An 18,640-nucleotide genomic window follows, 5' to 3' on the forward strand; every position below is an offset into this window, starting at 1 on the left:
CGCTCAGTCCTTCGGGCGATCGCCGATGGTATTGGAGAAGAAGGCTTCGGGGTCCTCCACCATCTGGAAGAGATGGGGCCAGCGCGTCGCGTCCCGCGGGCCGAAGGCGATGGCCTCGACGAACTCCTTGGCGGCGGCGCGGAAGCGGGTCTGCCAGACCCGCTCGGCGGTGGGCAGGTCGCCGTCGGCGATCGCGTTGTAGATCGCTTCGAGCTCGTCCACGCGGCGCTCGTTGCCGTGATAGTGGACGCGCAGCGCGCTCACGAACATCTTCGCCTCGGCGCTCGTCTGGGCGAACATGGCGCCGACGCGGCGCAGGCCGCTGCCCACGGCGATCGCGATCTGAAACGCCGTGTCCGCCTCTACGAACGACTGCTGATCGTCCCGCCCCTCCTTGGATTTCGCCTTTTTCAGCTGCTCCTTGAGAATGGGGAGCACGGCGGTGCGGGCCGCCGAGGACGACATCAGCTGGCGCAGCGCCAACGTGCCGAGGGCGGCGCGGATGGCGTAGACCTCGAGCACGTCCTCGACGTGGATCTCGGCGACGACGGCGCCGCGGTTGCGCCGCAGCACCACGAGCCCTTCGCTGGCAAGGTCGCGCAGCGCGTCGCGCACCGGCCCGCGGGAGACGCCGAGTTCCTGGGCGAGATTGGTCTCGACGAGCCGCTCACCGGGAGCGAAGCGGCCGGACACGATCGCCTCGCGCAACCGCACTCTCGCGAACTCCACCGACGTCAGGATGGTCTCGTTCGCCGAGTAGGGGGCCAATATGCACGTCCTCTTTAGCTCTTCAGCTCTGGGAACTGGCTAGGTCATCGGGTGATGGGGTCGCCCATCCATCGGGCGGCCGCGGGGTGCCGCGCGTTCGCGCACCCCGCAGATATCGGCGCGGTCAATAGGCCGTCCAGCCCGCATCTGCAACAATGTTTGCGCCATTGACGTAGCGAGCCCGGTCGGAGGCGAGGAAGACGGCGACGGGCGCGATGTCTTCCGGCTTCGCCCGGGTGGGCCGGGTGGCGAGGCCCTTCTCGCGCAGCTTGCGGCCGAGCGGCGGCCAGCCTTCGCCGGTGGAGATGTTGGTCTCGACCGAGCCCGGCGAGATGCCGTTGCAGCGGATTCCGTCGTCCGCGTAGGTGACGGCGATCGCCTTGGTGAGGCCGAGGATGGCGTGCTTCGACACCGTGTAGGTGGCGCCGCCGCGGCCGCCGAGGAAGGACGAGATCGACAGCGTGTTGACGATGATGCCGCCGCCGGCCGCGATCATCGGCGGGATGGCCGCGCGCGAGACGTAGAAGGCGCCGTTGATGTTCACTCCCATCACGCGGTTCCACATCTCGTCGCTGGTGTCGGCGACCGGGTAGAGGTCGTCGAGGATGCCAGCGTTGTTCACCAGGATGTCGAGCGCGCCGAAGTGGGTGACGGCGGCGTCGACCATCGCCTTGGCGGCGGCGGAATCGGCGACGTCGGTCACGCCGCCGGTGGCCTTGCCGCCCATCGCCTCGATGGCGGCCACCGCGTCTTCGACGCGCTTGGGGTTGATGTCGCTGAGGAACAGGCTGGCGCCTTCCTCCGCATAGGCCTTCGCGATCGCAAGGCCGATCCCCGAGCCGGCGCCGGTGATCAGCGCGCGCTTGCCGGCAAGCTCCGTCATCCTCTTCCTCCTCCAGCGAAAACGCCGCTTCGTCGGCGTATAGATTGCAGATTGTAGGCAATTTATTGAGCGGCCAAGCCTAAAGAATCGCCAGTAATCCGCACGAAATTGGAGCATCGAGTCGAGTTGACAGGTTTGATGCGTCACTATGGAATGCAGGTTGTTGACATTTTGAGAGGGCCAGATGGCTGCAGGGACCAAACCCGTCGTCCTGATCACCGGCGCATCCAACGGCATGGGGAAGGCGACCGCCGAGCGCTTCCTCGCCGCCGGCTGGAAGGTGCTCGGGCTGGACATCGTGGAAGGCGCGCCGGTGGGCGAGGACTGCGTCCTGCGCATCGCCGACATCACCGACGAGGACGCGGTCAAGGCGGCTCTCACGGATCTGCCGGAGGGATACGGCACGCTCGACGCCATGGTGCTCGTCGCCGGCGTCTACCCGGTCTCCAACCTCGACACCTTCAGCGTCGACCTCTATCGCAGCGTGTTCGACATCAACGTTCTCGGGACGCTGCTTCTGATGAAGTACGGCAAGGAGGTTCTGGCCGACGGCGGGTCGATCGTGACCTTCTCCACCATCGACGCGCTGGTGGCGGTCGACAATCAGCTCCTCTACTCGGCATCCAAGGCGGCCGTGGTGAACGCGACCAAGACCGTGGCGAAGGAGCTCTCCCCCCGCGGGATCCGCGTCAACGGCATCGCGCCGGGCTGGGTGAAGACGGTGCAGAACATGAAGAGCGGGCGGATGGAGCGCTTCCTTCCGTCGGTCCCGCTGCGCCGCGCCGCGGAGCCGACCGAGATCGCCGATCTCGCCTTCTGGCTCACCACCGGCGAGGGGGCCCAGTACATCACCGGCGAGACGATCGTCACGTCCGGCGGTCTCTACATGCGCTGATCCGATCCCGCACAGAAACGCCACACCAACAAGGGACCCCTCCCATGGACTTCGGCATCTTCAACCTGATGACGCTGCGCGACGCTGCAAAGCCGCGCCGCGAGATCATCGAGGAGACCACCGCCCTCGTGCAGCAGGCCGAGGAGATCGGCATCGACGTCGCCTGGTTCGCCGAGCACCACTTCTCCAACTATTCGATGAGCCCGTCGCCGCTCATGATGGCGTCCTACATGGCCGGCAAGACGTCGAAGATCGATCTTGGCGCCGCCGTCCTGGTGCTGCCGCTCTATCATCCGATGCGCGTCGCGCAGGAGGTCGCCCTTCTCGACATCCAGTCGGGCGGACGCGCCCGCGTCGGCCTCGGCTCCGGCTACCAGAAGCACGAATTCGACCGCTACGGCATCCATCTCGACGATCGCACCGAGCGCACTCTCGAATATTGGGAGGTGCTCGACCAGGCTCTCAACACCGGCAAGGTGGCCTTCGACGGCACCTTCGTGAAGGTGCCGCCCACCGAGCTGGCGCTCACCCCGACGCGCAAGATCGCGCCGCTCTACGTGACCGGCAACAATCCCAAGATCCTGGAGCGGGCCGCGCGCTCCGGCGCCGTGATCTTCATGACGGCGGGCTATCTCGGTTCGCAGGGCCTCTTCGGCATCTACGACCGGGTGTGCGACGGGCTCGGCAAGCTCGGCGTCGATCCGAAGACGGTGAAGACCGGCATCCAGCAATATATCCACGTGACCGACGACAAGGACGATGCGCTGAAGGCGGCCGACTGCGCCCGCTACGTCGCCCGCCTCGTCACCGCGCTGCGCCAGCCCGAGACGGCGGTGGATGGCTACATGATCCGCGAGGTGCCGATCCCCTCCGAACCGGATCTGGAGACCTTCCGCGACAACATCATCATCGGCAACGCCGAGTATGTGGCCGAGCGGATGGCGGCCGAAATCCGCCGGCTCAACGCCAGCCACTACAACTGCTTCTTCCAGTTCGGCGCGCTGCCCTACGAGATGGCCAAGAACTCTTTGGAGCGCTTCGGCAAGGATGTTTTGCCCCTCCTCACCAAGGAGCTCGGGCCACTCGACAAGATCGGCGTGCCCGACCGGGTCGCCGCCTAGCTGTGGCGGGCGGGAGGCCTGGAACCTCGCCGCCCGCACCCCGAGGCTCAGACGAGCCTCGCACCCCCATCCGCGCGCCGGAGGCGCGTGGAGCCGCCCCCTCAGTGGGCAACGGATCCAAGAACACATGGAAGCGAGGTGAACGGGACATGCGGAAACAGATGATGGCGGGTGCCGCGGCACTCTTGGTCGGCGGGCTCACGGCGATGCCTGCCGCCGAGGCGGCCAACGGCGACACCCTCAAGGCGGTGAAGGAGCGGGGCACGCTGCTCTGTACCGGCCACAACGGCTCCTATCTCGGGTTTGCCGAGGTCGACGACGAAGGCAAGTGGCATGGCTTCGACATCGATCTATGCCGGGCCTTCGCGATGGCGATCTTCGGCACCGAGTACGAGGATCACCTCAAGATCGTGCCGATCGGCTGGGCGCAGCGCTTCCCGAGCCTGCAGTCCGGCGACATCGACGTCATCATCAAGGCGACCGGCTGGACCTACAACCGCGACACCGATCTCGGCGTCCAGTTCAGCCGCCCCTATCTCCTCGCCCCGGCGCGGGTCATGACGCGCAAGGATCTCGGCGCCGAGTCAATCGCCGATCTCGAAGGCGGCACCATCTGCGTGCCCGCCGGCACCACCATCGAGCGCTATGTGGTGGAGTACGCCGCGGCGAAGGATCTCGACATCGAGTTCCTGCCCATCGAGAAGACCGAGGAGACGGACGCCGCCTACCTGTCCGGCCGCTGCGACGGCTACGGTCAGTGGGACGTGGTCCTCGCCACCGTGCGCCTCAAGGCCGACGACCCCGACGCTCATGTGATCCTGCCCGACGTGATGAATGTCGAGCCGATCGCCATGGGCATGCGCTCCGGCGACGACAACTTCGTCGACATCGCTAACTGGCTGCTCAACGCCTTCTGGATGGCCGAGGTCAACGGCATCACCGCCGACAACGTCGACGAGATGAAGGCCGATCCCCCCAACCCGGGCGTCGCCAAGCTGCTCGGCGTGACCCCCGGCATCGGCTCCCAGCTCGGTCTGGAAGACGATTGGGCCTATAACGTGATCAAGGCGTTCGGCAACTTCAACGACATCTGGGAACGGAATGTCGGTATGGACTCGCCCTACAAGCTCGATCGCGGCATCAATTCCACCTACAAGGATGGCGGCCTCTTCTACCCGCTCGTCCTCGACTGATGCGCCCCGCGGCGGCCGTGCTTCGGCGCGGCCGCCTCCCATCGGCCCCGCAACGCACGGAGGCGAATGGATGAAGCTCTTCCGGCGAACCGACGCATCCGCCACGCACCACGACACGAGCGGTCAGTCCGCCCGAGACGTTCTGATCCAGGCCGTGTTCCTCGCCACCGTGGTGGCGCTGGTGGTCTACCTCGTCGTCACCGCGCAAAGCTCGCTCGAGGCGCAGGGCATGACGTCGGGCTTCGGCTTCCTGTTCCGCACCACCGGGTGGCCGATCAACTTCTCCCTCATCCCCTACGGCTTCGGCGATCCCTACTGGAAGGCACTCCTGATCGGCGTGCTCAACACGCTGTTCCTCGCCGCGATCTCGCTGCCGCTCGCGAGCGTCGTCGGCCTCGTCGTCGCGGTGCTGCGGATCAGCGGCAACGGGGTGATGAACTTCATCGGCACCGCCTACGTCGACATCTTCCGCAACATCCCGATCATCCTGCAGCTCTTCTTCTGGTACGCGGTCTACACCCACCTGCCGCATCCTCGGCACGCCCTCACCGTCGCCGACACGGTGTTCCTGTCGGCGCGTGGGCTGTTCATCCCGGGCCTCAACGTGACGGGCCTCGCCGCCTTCGTCGCGATCGTCGTCGTCCTCGCGGGGATCGTGCTCGCCTTCTGGCTCGGCGTGACGCGGCGCTTTGCCGATCGCGAGGTCGCCTGGCGGCGACGCCTCAGCTGGTCGGCCTTCGCGCTGGCCTTCGCGGCGGCGTGCGCCGTGCTCGTCGCCGGGCGCATTCCCGACACCACCTTCCTCTCGGTGCCGACGCTGCGCGGGCTGAACTTCAAGGGCGGCATCAACGTGCCGCCCGAGCTCGCGGCGATGGCGACGGCCATCGTCGTCTACGGCAGCTCCTACCTCGCCGAGATCTTCCGCGCCGGCTTCCTCGCCGTGCGCAAGGGACAGATCGAGGCGGCCCAGTCGCTCGGCCTGTCGCCGTGGCAGGTTCTCACCAAGGTGCGCCTGCCGCTCGCGATCCGCGCCATCCTGCCGACCCTCACCAACCAGTATGTCTGGCTCCTCAAGGCGACGACGCTCGGCATCGCCGTGGGCTTCGCCGACTTCTTCATGGTGGTGGCGGTGTCGATCACCCAAAGCGGCCAGACCATCGAGCTGATCGGCATCCTGATGGGCGGCTTCCTCCTGATCAACTACACGCTCGGCAGCGTGCTGAACCGCATCAACCGGGCGATCGCTCTGAAGGGGACCAACATCCAGTGAGTGCGCCGGGTCTCGCCGAACAGATCGCCAGCGACGCCGACGAGATGGAGGCCCCCGGTCGCCGTGACCCCTTCGGCACCCTGCGCCAGCGCCTCATCGGCTCACCGCTCCAGTCGGCGGTGTCGTTCGTCGGCATCGCCATCGTCGCGGTGATCGTGTGGCACCTCCTCGACTGGGGGGTGTTCAACGCGGTCTTCTTCGCCACCGAGGGGCCGAAGTCCTGCGAGGGGGCGACGGGGGCCTGCTGGGCGATCATCGACGCGCGGTGGCGGCTGATCTTCTTCGGCCTCTACCCCTACGAGCTGCAGTGGCGCTCGGGGCTTGCGTGCATCGTTCTGGTGGCGGTGGGGATCTTATCTTGTGTGCCGCGCTTCTGGCATGCGAGCCGGCTCAGCGCGCTGTGGCTCGGCGGCTTCGCCACCTTCTACGTCCTGATGCGCGGCGGCATCTTCGGCCTGGCGCCGGTGTCGGAGGAGAAGTGGGGCGGGCTGTCGCTCACCGTGTTCATCTTCGCGGCGGGCGTCCTCGTCGGCATGCCGATGGCGATCGCCGGCGCGCTCCTGCGTCGCTCGCGCCTGCCGGTGATCGCCGGCAGCTTCGGCCTCGTGATCGATTGCGTCCGCTCGCTGCCGCTCGTCACGATCCTCTTCACCGCCGCCGTCATCGTGCCCTTCGTGCTGCCGGAGTGGCTCCAGGGCGACAAGCTCTACCGGGTGATCTTCGGCTTCGCTCTCTTCTTCTCGGCCTATCAGGCGGAGATCATCCGCGGCGGCATGCAGGCGATCCCGCCGGGGCAGGACGAGGCGGCCCGCGCCCTCGGCCTCGGCTACTGGCGACGCACCTTCCTCATCACCCTGCCGCAGGCCTTTCGCAACGCATTGCCGCCGACGATCAGCCAGTTCGTGATCACCTTCAAGGAGACCTCGCTCGTCATCATCGTCGGCTTCTTCGAGATCATGGCCTCGGGCAACGCGGCCTACGGCACCGGCGACTGGGGCTTCGCCTACATCGAGGTCTACACCTTCATCGCGCTCGTCTATTTCGTGTTCGTGTTCAGCCTCTCGCGGTACGGCGCCTTCCTGGAGCGGACGATGCGGGTGGGGCTCCACTAGCCTTCGTCCGTACCACCGGGACCCGTCCGACCGGGGCGGAGAGCCTCGGTCGAGTGTTGCGATATTGCATCGTTTTGAAATGTTAGGTCTTCTTGGCCCCCCGCTATTACAATATCCTTCTATTTTTGAACGAACGTGACGATAGCCTCGCCATCGAGATGCGATGGGAGGGACGTTTGAACTACTCTGGTCGAGGTCGGCGCACGGCCCGTGTTGCGCTCCTCCTGTCGACGTCCGCCCTCGTTCCGGCCGCCATTCTCCCCGCCGCGGCGGACGACTATGCCAACAGCGGGGCGAGCGCCCAGGTCATTCTGAATGTCGACGGGGCCGACGCTCCGCAGGGCTACGACTTCAACACCGGCATTGCCTCGGGCGACGACGGCGGCGACATCTCCGCGACGATCACCGGCATCATCACCGACGTGACGCAGACCGGCACGATGATCGGCGCCGTCACGGTGACGAGCGGCGGCGGCACCGGAGCGATGGGCATCGCGCAAGGGTATGCGAGCACGGCAAGCCCCGGCAACGGCGGCGACGGCGGCACGGTGGCGATCTATAGCCGCGCCGGGATCGACCCCACCACGGCGACGAGCGGGATCGTCGGCACCGCCGACGGCGGCGTGGGCGGCGAGGCGCTCTACGACACCACCACGGCAGGCACCGGCGGTGACGGTGGCAGCGTGTTGGTGAGGCTGAACGCTGCGTCTGGCGTTTCGAGGACCGTGAACGCGCGCATCGCCGGCGGCTTCGGCGTCTTCGCGAGCGCTCTCGGCGGCGACGGCGGCGACGGCCTCAAGCTCGCCTCGAATGCCCCGGATCTCGACGACTACGACTTTCCCGGCGGTCAAGGAGGCGTTGCGGGCGACGGCGGAACCGCGACGGTCAACGCCAACGCCGTGACCGTCATCACCACGGAAGATGGTGCGGTCGGCATCTCCGTCCTCGCCTCCGGCGGCGATGGGGGCAGTGGCGGCAACAATCTCGTCACCGGCGAGCCGCCGTCCGGCGGTGCTGGCGGCGATGGTGGCACCGCCACGATCACCACGGCCACGGGCTCCGAGGTCAACACGACCGGCGACGACGCCATCGCCCTCGATGCCGAGGCCAACGGTGGCATCGGCGGCAGCGAGGGCACGGCATTCGGTTCCGGCAGCGAGCACGACACGCCGGGTGCTGCGGGCAACGGAGGAACCGTGACCGTCGGCAACCGTGCCGTGCTGAAGACCACGGGGACGGCGGCCCACGGAATCTCGGCGCAGGCGAACTCCGGGTCGGGCGGCAACGCGGCTCGGCAGGTCGGCTTCTTCGAGTCCATCAGCGATTCCGGTGGGGCGGGCGGAGCGGGCGGCACCGTCACCGTGACCAACCGGGCGACCGGGCTGATCGACACGGAGGGCGACGGGGCCGTCGGCATTCTCGCCCAGTCGATCGGCGGCACGGGCGGCAACGGCGGCCAGTCGTCGGCGATCGCCTACAGCGTCGGCGGCAATGGCGGAACCTCGGGCCCGGGCGGCTCGGTCACCGTCGCCAATGTCGGGGAGATCGATACGGCGGGGATCGGCGCGCCCGGCATTCTCGCGATCTCCGTCGGGGGCGGTGGTGGCCTCGCGCTCGGCACGGACGTGTCGGCCGCGGCGGCTGCGGCGACTGGCGGCGATGCCGGCGGCATCTTCGTCGCGACCGGCGGGACCGGCGGTGCGGGTGGTGACGGCGGCACGGTGGTGGTCTCCAACAGAGGCACCATCACCACCCAGCTCGACCACTCGCACGGCATTCTCGCCTACTCCGTGGGCGGCGGTGGCGGCGCCGGCGGCGGGGCATTCTCGGGGGCGCCGCTGGTGTCGGTGGCCGTCGGCGGCAACGGCTCGACGGGCGGTGCCGGCGGCGACGTCACCGTCAATCCCAACCTCACCGGTCGGCCGAAGGACGAGACCAAGGTCGGCTCCATCGAGACCTTCGGCGTCGGTGCCAACGGGATCTCGGCGGGCTCTGTCGGCGGCGGGGGTGGCGATGGCGGTGCCGCCTCGGCCTTCGCCTTCGGCGTTCCCATCGCGCCGAACGGGGCGACGCTCTCCGTCGCCGTGGCGATCGGCGGCAAAGGCAAGGGCGGCGGCGACGGCGGCACCGTGTTGGTGAACAACGCCAACAGCATCATCACCCACAACGATGACGCGATCGGCATCTACGCGTCCTCGATCGGCGGCGGCGGCGGCAGCGGCGGCCAGGCCACCTCCACGAGCCTCTCGGCGACGTTCGTCTCGCCGCCCTTTTCGCTCAGCGCGTCGGTGGCGGTCGGCGGCAGCGCCGACGACGGCGGCGCCGGCGGAACGGTCACCACCAACAACTACGGCGACATCACCACCTACGGCGATCAGTCGATCGCGATCCTCGCCCACTCGGTGGGGGGCGGCGGCGGCAACGGCGGCAACGCCAAGGCGCTCGCGTCGTCCTTCTCCTTCGGCGACGGCAGCCAGAACAGCATTGGCGTGGCGGTCGGCGGCTCCGGCGGCGGCGGCGGGGCCGGCGGCGTCGTCACGGTGACGAACGCCGGCGCCCTCACCACCTCCGGCGCCAAGGCCGACGCGATCCTCGCCCAGTCCGTCGGCGGGGGCGGCGGCACCGGCGGCATCGGCGCCGCCTACGCGATCCCCGGCATCTCCCTCTACGGCAGCAAGAGCAACGCGGTGACGGTGGGCGTCGGCGGCAGCGGTGGCGAGGCCTCCGCCGGCGACACGGTGACGGTGACCAACACCGGCGCCATCATCGTCAACGGCAACGATTCCCGCGCGATCGTGGCGCAGTCGATCGGCGGTGGCGGCGGCACCGGCGGCGGCGGGCAGGCCGATTCCAATTCGCTCGGCATCACCCTCGGTGTCGCGGTGGGAGGTTCGGGTGGAGGCGGTGGCGCCGGCGGCATCGTCACCGTCGACAACCAAGCCGACATCACGACCTTGGGCCACGGCGGCACGGGCATCCTCGTCCAGTCGATCGGCGGCGGCGGCGGGACGGGCGGCTCGTCGACGGCGAACAACGAGCTCCCCGGCATCGCCGAGACCGGCGAGGACGTGACCGAGGTCGTCGAGTGGTTCCACGAGGCGATCGAGCAGCTCGAGAAGGCCGGCGAGAAAGGTGAGGGCGAAGACGGGGACGGCGAGGGCGGCGATGGCGAGGGCGAAGGTGAGGGCGAGGGTGGAAATGGCGAGGGCGGCGAGAACGGCTCGAAAGGGCCGCCGGAGGTCCAGATCAACGTCTCGGTCGGCGGCAAGGGCGGCGACGGCGGCGACGGCGACGTCGCGACCGTCACCAACACCGGCACGATCACGACGTCCGGCGACATGGCCCAGGCGATCTTCATCCAGTCGATCGGTGGGGGCGGCGGCACGTCCACCGTCGCGGCCGGCAAGCAGGCGGAATTCGGCGGCGAGGTGACCGTCGGTCGCTCCGGCGGGGGCGGTGGCGACGGCGGCCTCGTGACGGTGACGAACAGCGGCGCCCTCGTCACCTCCGGCAACATCGCGGCGGCGATGTTCGCCCAGTCGGTCGGCGGCGGCGGCGGTCTCGCCGGTATCACGCGGCAGGAGAACGCCTTCTTCCTCCCCGTCGGCGTCGCCGTGAACATCGGCGGAACGGGCGGGACGGGCGGCGACGGCGCTGCGGTGGAGGTGGACAATTCCGGCGCCATCGACACCTCCGGCACGCTCTCCATCGGCATCCTCGCCCAGTCGATCGGCGGCGGTGGCGGCCTCCACTACGTCGCGGCGCAGGACGAGGACGACGACGGCGTCTCGATCAACTTCCCCGTTCCCCTCTACGGCAATCCCGGGACCGCAGCCGAGACGCCGGAGGCAGACGACGACGATGGCGATGGCAACGACGATGACGGAGAAGGCGACGACTCCGGGGGCGACAACCAGGACGACTACGGCACCATCGCCGGCGCCGGCCTCTCGCTGAACTTCGGCGCCAAGGCCGGCGCGTCGGGCGACGGCGGCACGGTCGACATCACGAACGCCGCGTCGATCGATACGGGGGGCGACGAAGCCTTCGGCATCCTCGCCCAGTCGATCGGCGGCGGCGGCGGCGTGTCCGGCCTCCACGGCGGCATCTCTGGCGGCAACAACACGCTCATCACCCCGACCTACACCCAGACGGCGGGCGAAGCCGACGCCGCCTCAGGCAGCAACGTGGCGGTGCACCTCAACGGCGGCACCAAGATCACCACCACGGGGACCGGGGCGGTGGGCGTGCTCGCCCAGTCGATCGGCGGGGGCGGTGGCCATCGCTCCGGTGGAACGGGCGCCGCCGAGACCAACCCCGAGTCGGCGGGCCTCTCCGGCAACGCCAACTCCGGCGACGTCACCATCGACACCGACGGGGGGCCCGTCTCGATTACCACCAGCGGCTTCGGCGCGCACGGCATCTTCGCCCAGTCCAACGCCGGCGGCGGCGGCACCTACGGCACCTACGAGGGCGTCGTCACCGTTTCCGCTCCCCTCAGCGACGGCGAGGTCGGCTCGCTCACGGTGGGCAACGTCGACGTCGACTACACCGGCTCGATCACTGCGTCCGGCGAAAACTCGGTCGGCATTTACGCCGAGGCCTGGAACAACCAGTCGGCCGTCGCCGCCGGCACCATCGACATTACGGTCGACGGCGACATCACCGGGGGTAGCGGGGCGAGCGCTGCCGGCATCGCCATCGTCGGCGGCGCCGGCGACACGATCACCATCGACGGCGGCACGATCAGCGCCGGTGACGGCGGTTTCGCGGTGGCCGCGCGCTTCGCGGAACCGACCACCGGGTTCAACTACGACCCGGAGTATGCGCTCACCCTCATCAATGGGGGGACCATCGTCGGCAACATCGACCTCGGCGGCGGGGCGGCGAACTTTGAGAACAACGGCATCTTCCATCCCGGCGAGAGCGTGGTGATCGGCAACGTGCCGGACGCCGGGGTGCAAGGCATCTCGTACTGGAACACGCTGTTCGCCGACAATGTCGTGCCGGACAGCGATCCGACGATTGTCGGAGCGGGCAATTCGATCCCGCTCCTCAACTCGTCCTTCGACAACACCGGCACCGTCGATCCGGCCGGACCCGGCACCATCGGCCAGTCGATCTTCGTCGTCGACGGTTTCAACCAGTCGGCCGAGGGCACCCTCGCGCTCGACGTCGACTATGGTGCCGCCAGCATCGACCGGATCGTCACCACCGGTGAGGCGACGCTTTCGGGCACCGTGCGACCCTCGATCATCGGGGTGGCATCGGCGCCGTCGGGCGATCTGCCGACGCTGGAGTTCTTCGAGGCGACCTCGGTGGACAGCTCGGCGCTGAGCGTCGTCGACACCATCGCCGTCGACTACACGCTCGGCACGGTCGACCCCGGCGGGCTGACGCTGGCCGCGACCATCGACGTGACCCAGGACGCGGCCGCCTCCGAAGCTGCCTCCGCCATCGCCCAGAACCTTCAGGCGAACTACGAGGCGGGCACGCTCGGCGCGACGATGTCGGGCTTCGTCAGCCTCCTCAACGTGCCGACGGGCTCGGAGTCCGAGTATCAGGATGCGCTCGAGAGCCTGAGCGGCGACGTCGCCGTCGGCAGCACCCACCAGGTGGCGGGCGGCGCCAACGCACTCGCGCGCAACAGCCTCCATTCCTGCCCGGTGTTCGTCGGCGAAGCCGCGCTGTTGGAAGAAGAGAAGTGCGTCTACGGCAAGGCGGTCGGCCGCTTCCTGTCCGAAACCGGCGACGGGTCCACCGCCGGCGTCCGCTCCCGCCTCGCCGGCGTCGTGATCGGCGGCCAGGCGGAGGTCGCCGACGATACCTTCCTGGGCGGTGTCGTCGGCCTCGGTGGCTCGTGGTCGAAGAGCACCGACGGGCGTCTCAGGGCGACGGGCGAGACCTACTCGGTGGGTGCCGTCGTGAAGCACCGCTTCGCCGAGCGCTGGGAGATCGCCGCCTCGGCGGTCTATACCTATACGGACAGCGACCACAGCCGCAGCATCGGCGGCCTCGCGCCGGCGGGCACGACGGCGCAGTCGGACGTCGCGAGCCACACCATCGGCGGCCGCGCCCGCTTCGCCTACTACGGCAACGTCGGCGACACCTATCTGAAGCCGATGGTGGACCTCGAGGCCCTCTATACCTCCGTGCCGGCCTACTCCGAGCGTGGGGCGGGAGCCTACGACCTCCACTACAGCTCCAGCGACGACGTGTCCCTCGCGGTCGCCCCGGCGCTGGAGGTGGGACGGCGGATCAACCTCGAGACCGGTGTGCTGCGGGCCTACGCCCGCGCCGGCGCCGCCTACTGGCACGACCGCACCTCCGAGCAGGACGCGCGGTTCGGCGGCACCACCTCCACGCTCGCCTTCGAGAACCGCTTCGAGGGCTCGCGCCTCTTCGCCACCGGCACCATCGGCGCCGAGATCGTGGCGAAGGGCGGCCTGGAGTTCCGCGCCGAGTACGACATCGAGGCGAACGCCGACGCCGTGAGCCACGCGGTGAGCGCCCGCCTCGGCTTCCGCTTCTAGGGTCGCGAACGGCCGCCCGGGTGCGCCCGGGCGGCCGTTTCCTTCGGGCGGGCCGCTCGCCGGCCCGCCCGCACGCCCTTCCCGGGGGATCGCGGCGATCACCTTGGGGGGAGCGGCGAACCCGGCTTTCTCGTTCGTGCGGCAGACGTCATAGTCGCGCGACACGAGGGGGGAGGAGCGCATGGCACGGGCAAAGGGCGGCACCAACCGCCCCGTCATGGCGCGCGAGTACAAGCTGATCCTCAACCAGGATCGCTTCATCGACCGTTCGGCGGGGACGGCGGCGCTGCTCGCCCGGATCGTCGAACAGGCGACCGCCTTGGGGGCGAAGGTGGAGACGCAGCGCGAGGAGGAGACGCGCCGCACGCGCTATCTCGACACGCCCACCCAGGCGCTGCGGCGGGCCGGCTTCACGCTGCGCCTGCGCTACGAGCACGCCGACGCACGGCACAAGGTGACGCTGAAGCACCGCGCGCGCGACCGCTACGTCGCCGCCGCCAAGAACCTCTCGGCGACGGCGAAGCCCTATACGGGTGTGTTCGAGGAGGACGTGCTGCCGGGCTTCGTCAGCATCTTCTCGCAAGCCGGGTCGGTCCGGCTGAGCGAGCTGCCGGCGCTCGACAGCATCGCCGAGGCGACGGCGCTGTTTCCCGAGCTCGGTACGCTGGATTTCGAGAAGGCCGGCCGCCTGGAGGTCGTCAACGGCTTCGAGCCGACGGAGGTCTTCTGCCGCCTCTGCAAGATCAAGGCGGGGCGGAAGGGCAAGATCCGGGTCGGGCTGAGCTTCTGGTACGGCGCCGAGGAGTGCGGGCGCCCGCTGATCGCCGAGTGCGCCTTCGACATTCGCGCGCGGGACGGGGACGATTTCCGCCTCGCGCACGTGCGGGCCGCGAACGGCCTGTTCGACGCCCTGCAGGGCCTTCCCGGCTGGATCCGCACGGAGGCGACCACCAAGACGGCGTTCGCCTACACGAGCGGGGCCTGACGAGGCGGCCCCGCCGGAGTTGCCTCAGGCGGCGAGCTTGGCGGCGATCTCGGCGACGTGACGGCCCTGGAAGCGGGCGCCGTCGAGCTCGTTGGCGCTCGGCTGACGCGAGCCGTCGCCGGCCGCAAGGGTGGTCACGCCGTAGGGCGTGCCGCCGGTCACCTCATCGAGCGTCGTGAGGCCCTGGTAGGAGTAGGGCAGCCCGACCACCACCATGCCGAAGTGGAAGAGGTTGGTGATGAGCGAGAAGAGGGTGGTCTCCTGCCCGCCGTGCTGGGTGGCCGTCGACACGAACGCCGAGCCGACCTTGCCGTTCAGCGCGCCCTTCGCCCAGAGCCCGCCGGTCTGGTCGAGGAAGGCGGCCATCTGCGAGGGAATCCGGCCGTAGCGGGTGCCGACGCCGATGATGATGGCATCGTACTCGGCCAGCTCGTCGACGGTGGCGATCGGAGCGGACTGATCGAGCTTGAAACCCGCCGACTTCGCGAGCTCCTCCGGCACCGTCTCCGCCACGCGGCGGATGGCGACTTCGGCGCCCGCGCTGCGCGCCCCCTCGGCCACGGCCTCGGCCATCGTCTCAACGTGGCCATAGGCGGAATGATAAAGGACCAGCACCTTGGCCATGAAATCCTCCTAGCGAGTGTTCGCGGCGCACCGCGTCGCAACTGTGCCCACCACAACTGGTGCGACGCAGCAATTCAGGCCAGCTGAATTCCTTCGAACCATTTGTTCGAGAAAATGGAAAAGTGGTGCGCGCGAGCGTGGGCGATGCGCCCCGTCGTCCCGGGGCCAAGGCTGCTATGCCGCCCGTTGCGGCGTCTCAGACCGGGTCAGCGGCGTTTTCGCCAGCGTCGCCCGAGATCAGCATGCCGATCGTGCGGCGGCTTCGGACCGATTTCCGTAACAGCAGCGCGAGATGATCATGGCTGGAACTGCGACACCGACGGCGACCCCGAGCTCGGGGAACACATGGCTTGAAGGCATCCTGTGGGGCTCCGAGTGGAGCTCCGGGGCGGCGACGACCATCAGCGTCTATATTGCCGGCGTCGGTGGCAGCGAGACGGTGTCGCTGGTCGGCCAGACCGTCACCGCCCTCGGCTCGATCAGCCAGACCGAGGTCGACGCGATGACGAGCGCGATGGATGCCATCGCCGCCGTGTGCGACGTGTCGTTCGTCGATGTCGCGAGCCAGGCCGACGCCGACATCATCTGGGCGAGCGTCTCGAACGCCGACGGGCAGGGGGCGCTCGGCTGGGCCAATCCGCCCGCCTCCGCCTACAGCTCCGACCTCGGCGACTATCAGAGCCTCGTGACGGTCAACCAGGACGCCTATTCCGGCTCCCTCGCGGTGGGCAGCTTCGACTACATCACCTTCATCCACGAGCTCGGCCACGCGATGGGCCTCTCCCATCCGCACGACACGGGCGGCGGCTCGACCATCTTTCCGAACGTCGGCTCCGCCTTTGGCGACTATGGCGACTACGACATGAACCAGGGCGTCTTCACGATGATGTCCTACAACGACGGCTGGAAGACCGCGCCGCACGGCGGCTCGGTGTCGGCCGCCTACGGCTTCCAGGGCACGCCGATGGCGCTCGACGTCGCGGCCCTCCAGTTCATGTACGGCGCCAACACCACCGCCAACACCGGGGCCGACACCTATTCGCTGCCCGACGGGAACGCCTCCGGCACCTTCTACGCCTGCATCTGGGACGCCGGCGGCACCGACACCATCGTCGGGGCGGCAAGCCTTGCGAACCTCATCGATCTGCGCGCCGCGACGCTGCTCGACGAGGCCGGCGGTGGCGGCTTCGTCTCCTATGCCAACGGCATCCACGGCGGCTTCACCATCGCGAATGGCGTGGTGATCGAGAACGCGACGGGCGGCGGCGTCGACGACGCGATGTTCGGCAACGCCGCGGCGAACGTCATGGACGGGCTCGCGGGGGCCGACATCATCGACGGCGACGCCGGCGCGGACACGCTGATCGGCGGCGGTGGCGCCGACTCGCTGACGGGCGGCAGCGACAACGACTCGATTAGCGGCGGGTCCGACGCCGACAGCCTCGTCGGCGGCGAGGGCGACGACGTGCTCGACGGCGGCAGCGAGGGTGACACCTTCTTCTTCGAGGGTCTCTTCGGCAACGACACGCTGTCGGCGGCGGGCGACGTCACGGCGACGGACAACGTGATCAGCTTCGGCAGCCTCGTCACCGGCGACATGATCTCCTACGCCCTCGATGGCGGAGGCGACGACCTCCTGATCACCGTTGCTGGTGGGTCGGGGGCCGGCGAGCAGGCCGGCACCATCCTCCTCGACGGCTGGACCGCGGCGCAGGCCGCCGGCGGCGGGTTCGGTAGCATGGTGTGGAGCGCGGGCGGCGGCGGCAGCATCGACCTCACCGCCGCTCTGTTCGGCGACCCCGCCGATCCGAGCGACCCCGCCGATCCGAGTGATCCCGCCGATCCGAGCGATCCCGCGGATCCGGCCGACCCCGCCGATCCGCCGGCGAATGAGCCGATCAAGGGCTCCTCCTCGAGCAACACGCTGGTCGGCACCAGCGACGGCGACGAGATCGCCGCGCTCGGCGGCAACGACCTCTCCCAGGGCTACGGCGGCGACGACACCATCGACGGCGGCTCCGGCTACGACACCGTCGAAGGCGGCGACGGCGCCGACAGCATCTCCGGCGGCAAGCACAACGACCACCTCTACGGCGAGGCCGGAGCCGACATCATCGACGGCGGGTCGGGTCGCGACTTCGCCGAAGGCGGCAGCGGCGACGATTCCCTGATCGGCGGCACCGGCAAGGACACCCTCTACGGTGGCGACGGCAACGACACCATCGACGGCGGCGCGCACAACGACCGCCTCTACGGCGATGGCGACGACGACAGCATTCTCGGCGGCGACGGCAACGACACGCTCGACGGCGGGGACGGCGACGACGCGCTGTTTGCCGGCGTGGGCAACGACAGGATCGTCGGCGGGGCGGGCAACGACACGCTCGATGGCGGCTTCCACGACGACTACATGCTCGGCGGGGACGGCGACGATTCCATGGTCGGCGGCTCGTCGGCCGGCAAGGATCGTCTATTCGGCGAGGCCGGCAACGACACGCTCGAAGGCGGCGACGGGGTCGACCGGCTCGACGGCGGCGAGGGCGACGACGTGCTCGACGGCGGCGGCAAGGGCGACGTCTACATCTTCGCCGGCGCCTTCGGCAACGACACCATCCTGTCGTTCGACGACACCGTGGAGCGGCGCTACGACAAGCTCGACCGCATCGACCTCTCGGCGTTCCGCGGCGACAATGGCGGCGTCCTGCGGATGACGGACCTGCTTCTGACCACCGTCGGGAACGACGTGCTGATCGAGCTCGATCTCGACAGCGACGGCATCGCCGACGTCGCCGACTACGACGGCGACACCGTGGCCGACAGCGTCTCGATCCTCGTCACGGACGCGGTGGTGAGCCAGTTCTCGACCCACGACTTCGTGTTCTAGCGCCGGCGCTCCCGCCCGGCACGCCGGCATGGCGGCCGGGCGGGGGCGATCATTGCATAAGCATTTCGTTATGTCCCTTGACACGGTGTGCGGCCGATCCGATCATGTCGGCGTCGTGGTTTCCGCTCGTTCGCCGGGCGGGACGAAGAGGGAATCCGGTGCGCTCCATGGAGCAAGGCCGGAGCTGCCCCCGCAACTGTAAGCGGCGAGCCGACATCCAACACGCGTCACTGAAGCAGCGGCTTCGGGAAGGCCAGGATGGGCGGCGTCGACCCGTGAGCCAGGAGACCTGCCACGACGGAAAACGTACCTGGGCGGGGTGTCCCGGTGGTGCGCTTGCACGCCTCGGGCCCATCCGCTCGTAGGCGATTT

The 18,640-nt window shown here is 69.0% G+C and carries 11 protein-coding genes and 1 riboswitch; of the genes, 8 read left to right on the forward strand and 3 right to left on the reverse strand.

Annotated features, from left to right (window positions below):
* Positions 1-3 precede the first annotated feature (3 nt).
* Both JCR33_RS07885 and JCR33_RS07890 read right to left on the reverse strand, forming a co-directional pair.
* Entirely contained in the window at positions 4-768 is a 765-nt protein-coding gene (locus JCR33_RS07885) for a GntR family transcriptional regulator (RefSeq protein WP_198881480.1), read from the reverse strand.
* 124 nt (positions 769-892) lie between these two features.
* Positions 893-1,651, reverse strand: a complete 759-nt coding sequence (locus tag JCR33_RS07890) for an SDR family NAD(P)-dependent oxidoreductase (RefSeq protein WP_198881481.1) — start codon at positions 1,649-1,651, stop codon at positions 893-895.
* 184 nt (positions 1,652-1,835) lie between these two features.
* On the opposite strand from JCR33_RS07890, the gene JCR33_RS07895 reads away from it, so the two are divergent.
* From JCR33_RS07895 to JCR33_RS07925, 7 genes are all read left to right on the forward strand, one after another.
* The gene (locus JCR33_RS07895) at positions 1,836-2,546 is read left to right on the forward strand and encodes an SDR family NAD(P)-dependent oxidoreductase (protein WP_198881482.1); all 711 of its coding nucleotides are present in this window, start codon (positions 1,836-1,838) and stop codon (positions 2,544-2,546) included.
* Positions 2,547-2,590: 44 nt separating this feature from the next.
* Positions 2,591-3,667, forward strand: a complete 1,077-nt coding sequence (locus tag JCR33_RS07900) for an LLM class flavin-dependent oxidoreductase (RefSeq protein ID WP_198881483.1) — start codon at positions 2,591-2,593, stop codon at positions 3,665-3,667.
* Between the two features lie 149 nt (positions 3,668-3,816).
* Positions 3,817-4,860, forward strand: coding sequence for a transporter substrate-binding domain-containing protein (locus tag JCR33_RS07905; RefSeq protein ID WP_198881484.1), 1,044 nt, complete (start codon positions 3,817-3,819; stop codon positions 4,858-4,860).
* A 70-nt stretch (positions 4,861-4,930) separates the two neighbouring features.
* Complete coding sequence (locus tag JCR33_RS07910; protein ID WP_198881485.1) at positions 4,931-6,130, forward strand: ABC transporter permease subunit; 1,200 nt, start codon at positions 4,931-4,933, stop codon at positions 6,128-6,130.
* The gene (locus JCR33_RS07915; protein WP_198881486.1) at positions 6,127-7,242 is read left to right on the forward strand and encodes an amino acid ABC transporter permease; all 1,116 of its coding nucleotides are present in this window, start codon (positions 6,127-6,129) and stop codon (positions 7,240-7,242) included. Before JCR33_RS07910 ends, JCR33_RS07915 begins: the two co-directional genes overlap by 4 nt.
* Before the next feature lie 176 nt (positions 7,243-7,418).
* The gene (locus JCR33_RS25275) at positions 7,419-13,775 is read left to right on the forward strand and encodes an autotransporter outer membrane beta-barrel domain-containing protein (protein ID WP_198881487.1); all 6,357 of its coding nucleotides are present in this window, start codon (positions 7,419-7,421) and stop codon (positions 13,773-13,775) included.
* A 181-nt stretch (positions 13,776-13,956) separates the two neighbouring features.
* The gene (locus JCR33_RS07925) at positions 13,957-14,760 is read left to right on the forward strand and encodes a CYTH domain-containing protein (protein WP_198881488.1); all 804 of its coding nucleotides are present in this window, start codon (positions 13,957-13,959) and stop codon (positions 14,758-14,760) included.
* A 24-nt stretch (positions 14,761-14,784) separates the two neighbouring features.
* On the opposite strand, the gene wrbA is transcribed toward JCR33_RS07925, so the two are convergent.
* Entirely contained in the window at positions 14,785-15,384 is a 600-nt protein-coding gene (wrbA, locus tag JCR33_RS07930; protein WP_198881489.1) for an NAD(P)H:quinone oxidoreductase, read from the reverse strand.
* Between the two features lie 298 nt (positions 15,385-15,682).
* Between wrbA and JCR33_RS07935 the strand changes: the two genes are divergently transcribed.
* The gene (locus JCR33_RS07935; protein ID WP_198881490.1) at positions 15,683-18,268 is read left to right on the forward strand and encodes a M10 family metallopeptidase; all 2,586 of its coding nucleotides are present in this window, start codon (positions 15,683-15,685) and stop codon (positions 18,266-18,268) included.
* A gap of 99 nt (positions 18,269-18,367) precedes the next feature.
* Positions 18,368-18,579: riboswitch (cobalamin riboswitch) on the forward strand.
* Positions 18,580-18,640: the final 61 nt, after the last annotated feature.

It is taken from the genome of Acuticoccus mangrovi (assembly GCF_016411865.1).
In the GTDB taxonomy this organism is placed as follows: Bacteria; Pseudomonadota; Alphaproteobacteria; order Rhizobiales; family Amorphaceae; genus Acuticoccus; species Acuticoccus mangrovi.

What these genes read in the sequence shown, in the direction of transcription:
- JCR33_RS07925 (WP_198881488.1), top strand. Translation starts at nt 13,957, where the DNA reads ATGGCACGGGCAAAGGGCGGCACCAACCGCCCCGTCATGGCGCGCGAG.
- JCR33_RS07890 (WP_198881481.1), bottom strand. Translation starts at nt 1,651, where the DNA reads ATGACGGAGCTTGCCGGCAAGCGCGCGCTGATCACCGGCGCCGGCTCG.
- JCR33_RS07905 (WP_198881484.1), top strand. Translation starts at nt 3,817, where the DNA reads ATGCGGAAACAGATGATGGCGGGTGCCGCGGCACTCTTGGTCGGCGGG.
- JCR33_RS07935 (WP_198881490.1), top strand. Translation starts at nt 15,683, where the DNA reads ATGGCTGGAACTGCGACACCGACGGCGACCCCGAGCTCGGGGAACACA.
- JCR33_RS07895 (WP_198881482.1), top strand. Translation starts at nt 1,836, where the DNA reads ATGGCTGCAGGGACCAAACCCGTCGTCCTGATCACCGGCGCATCCAAC.
- JCR33_RS07900 (WP_198881483.1), top strand. Translation starts at nt 2,591, where the DNA reads ATGGACTTCGGCATCTTCAACCTGATGACGCTGCGCGACGCTGCAAAG.
- wrbA (WP_198881489.1), bottom strand. Translation starts at nt 15,384, where the DNA reads ATGGCCAAGGTGCTGGTCCTTTATCATTCCGCCTATGGCCACGTTGAG.
- JCR33_RS07910 (WP_198881485.1), top strand. Translation starts at nt 4,931, where the DNA reads ATGAAGCTCTTCCGGCGAACCGACGCATCCGCCACGCACCACGACACG.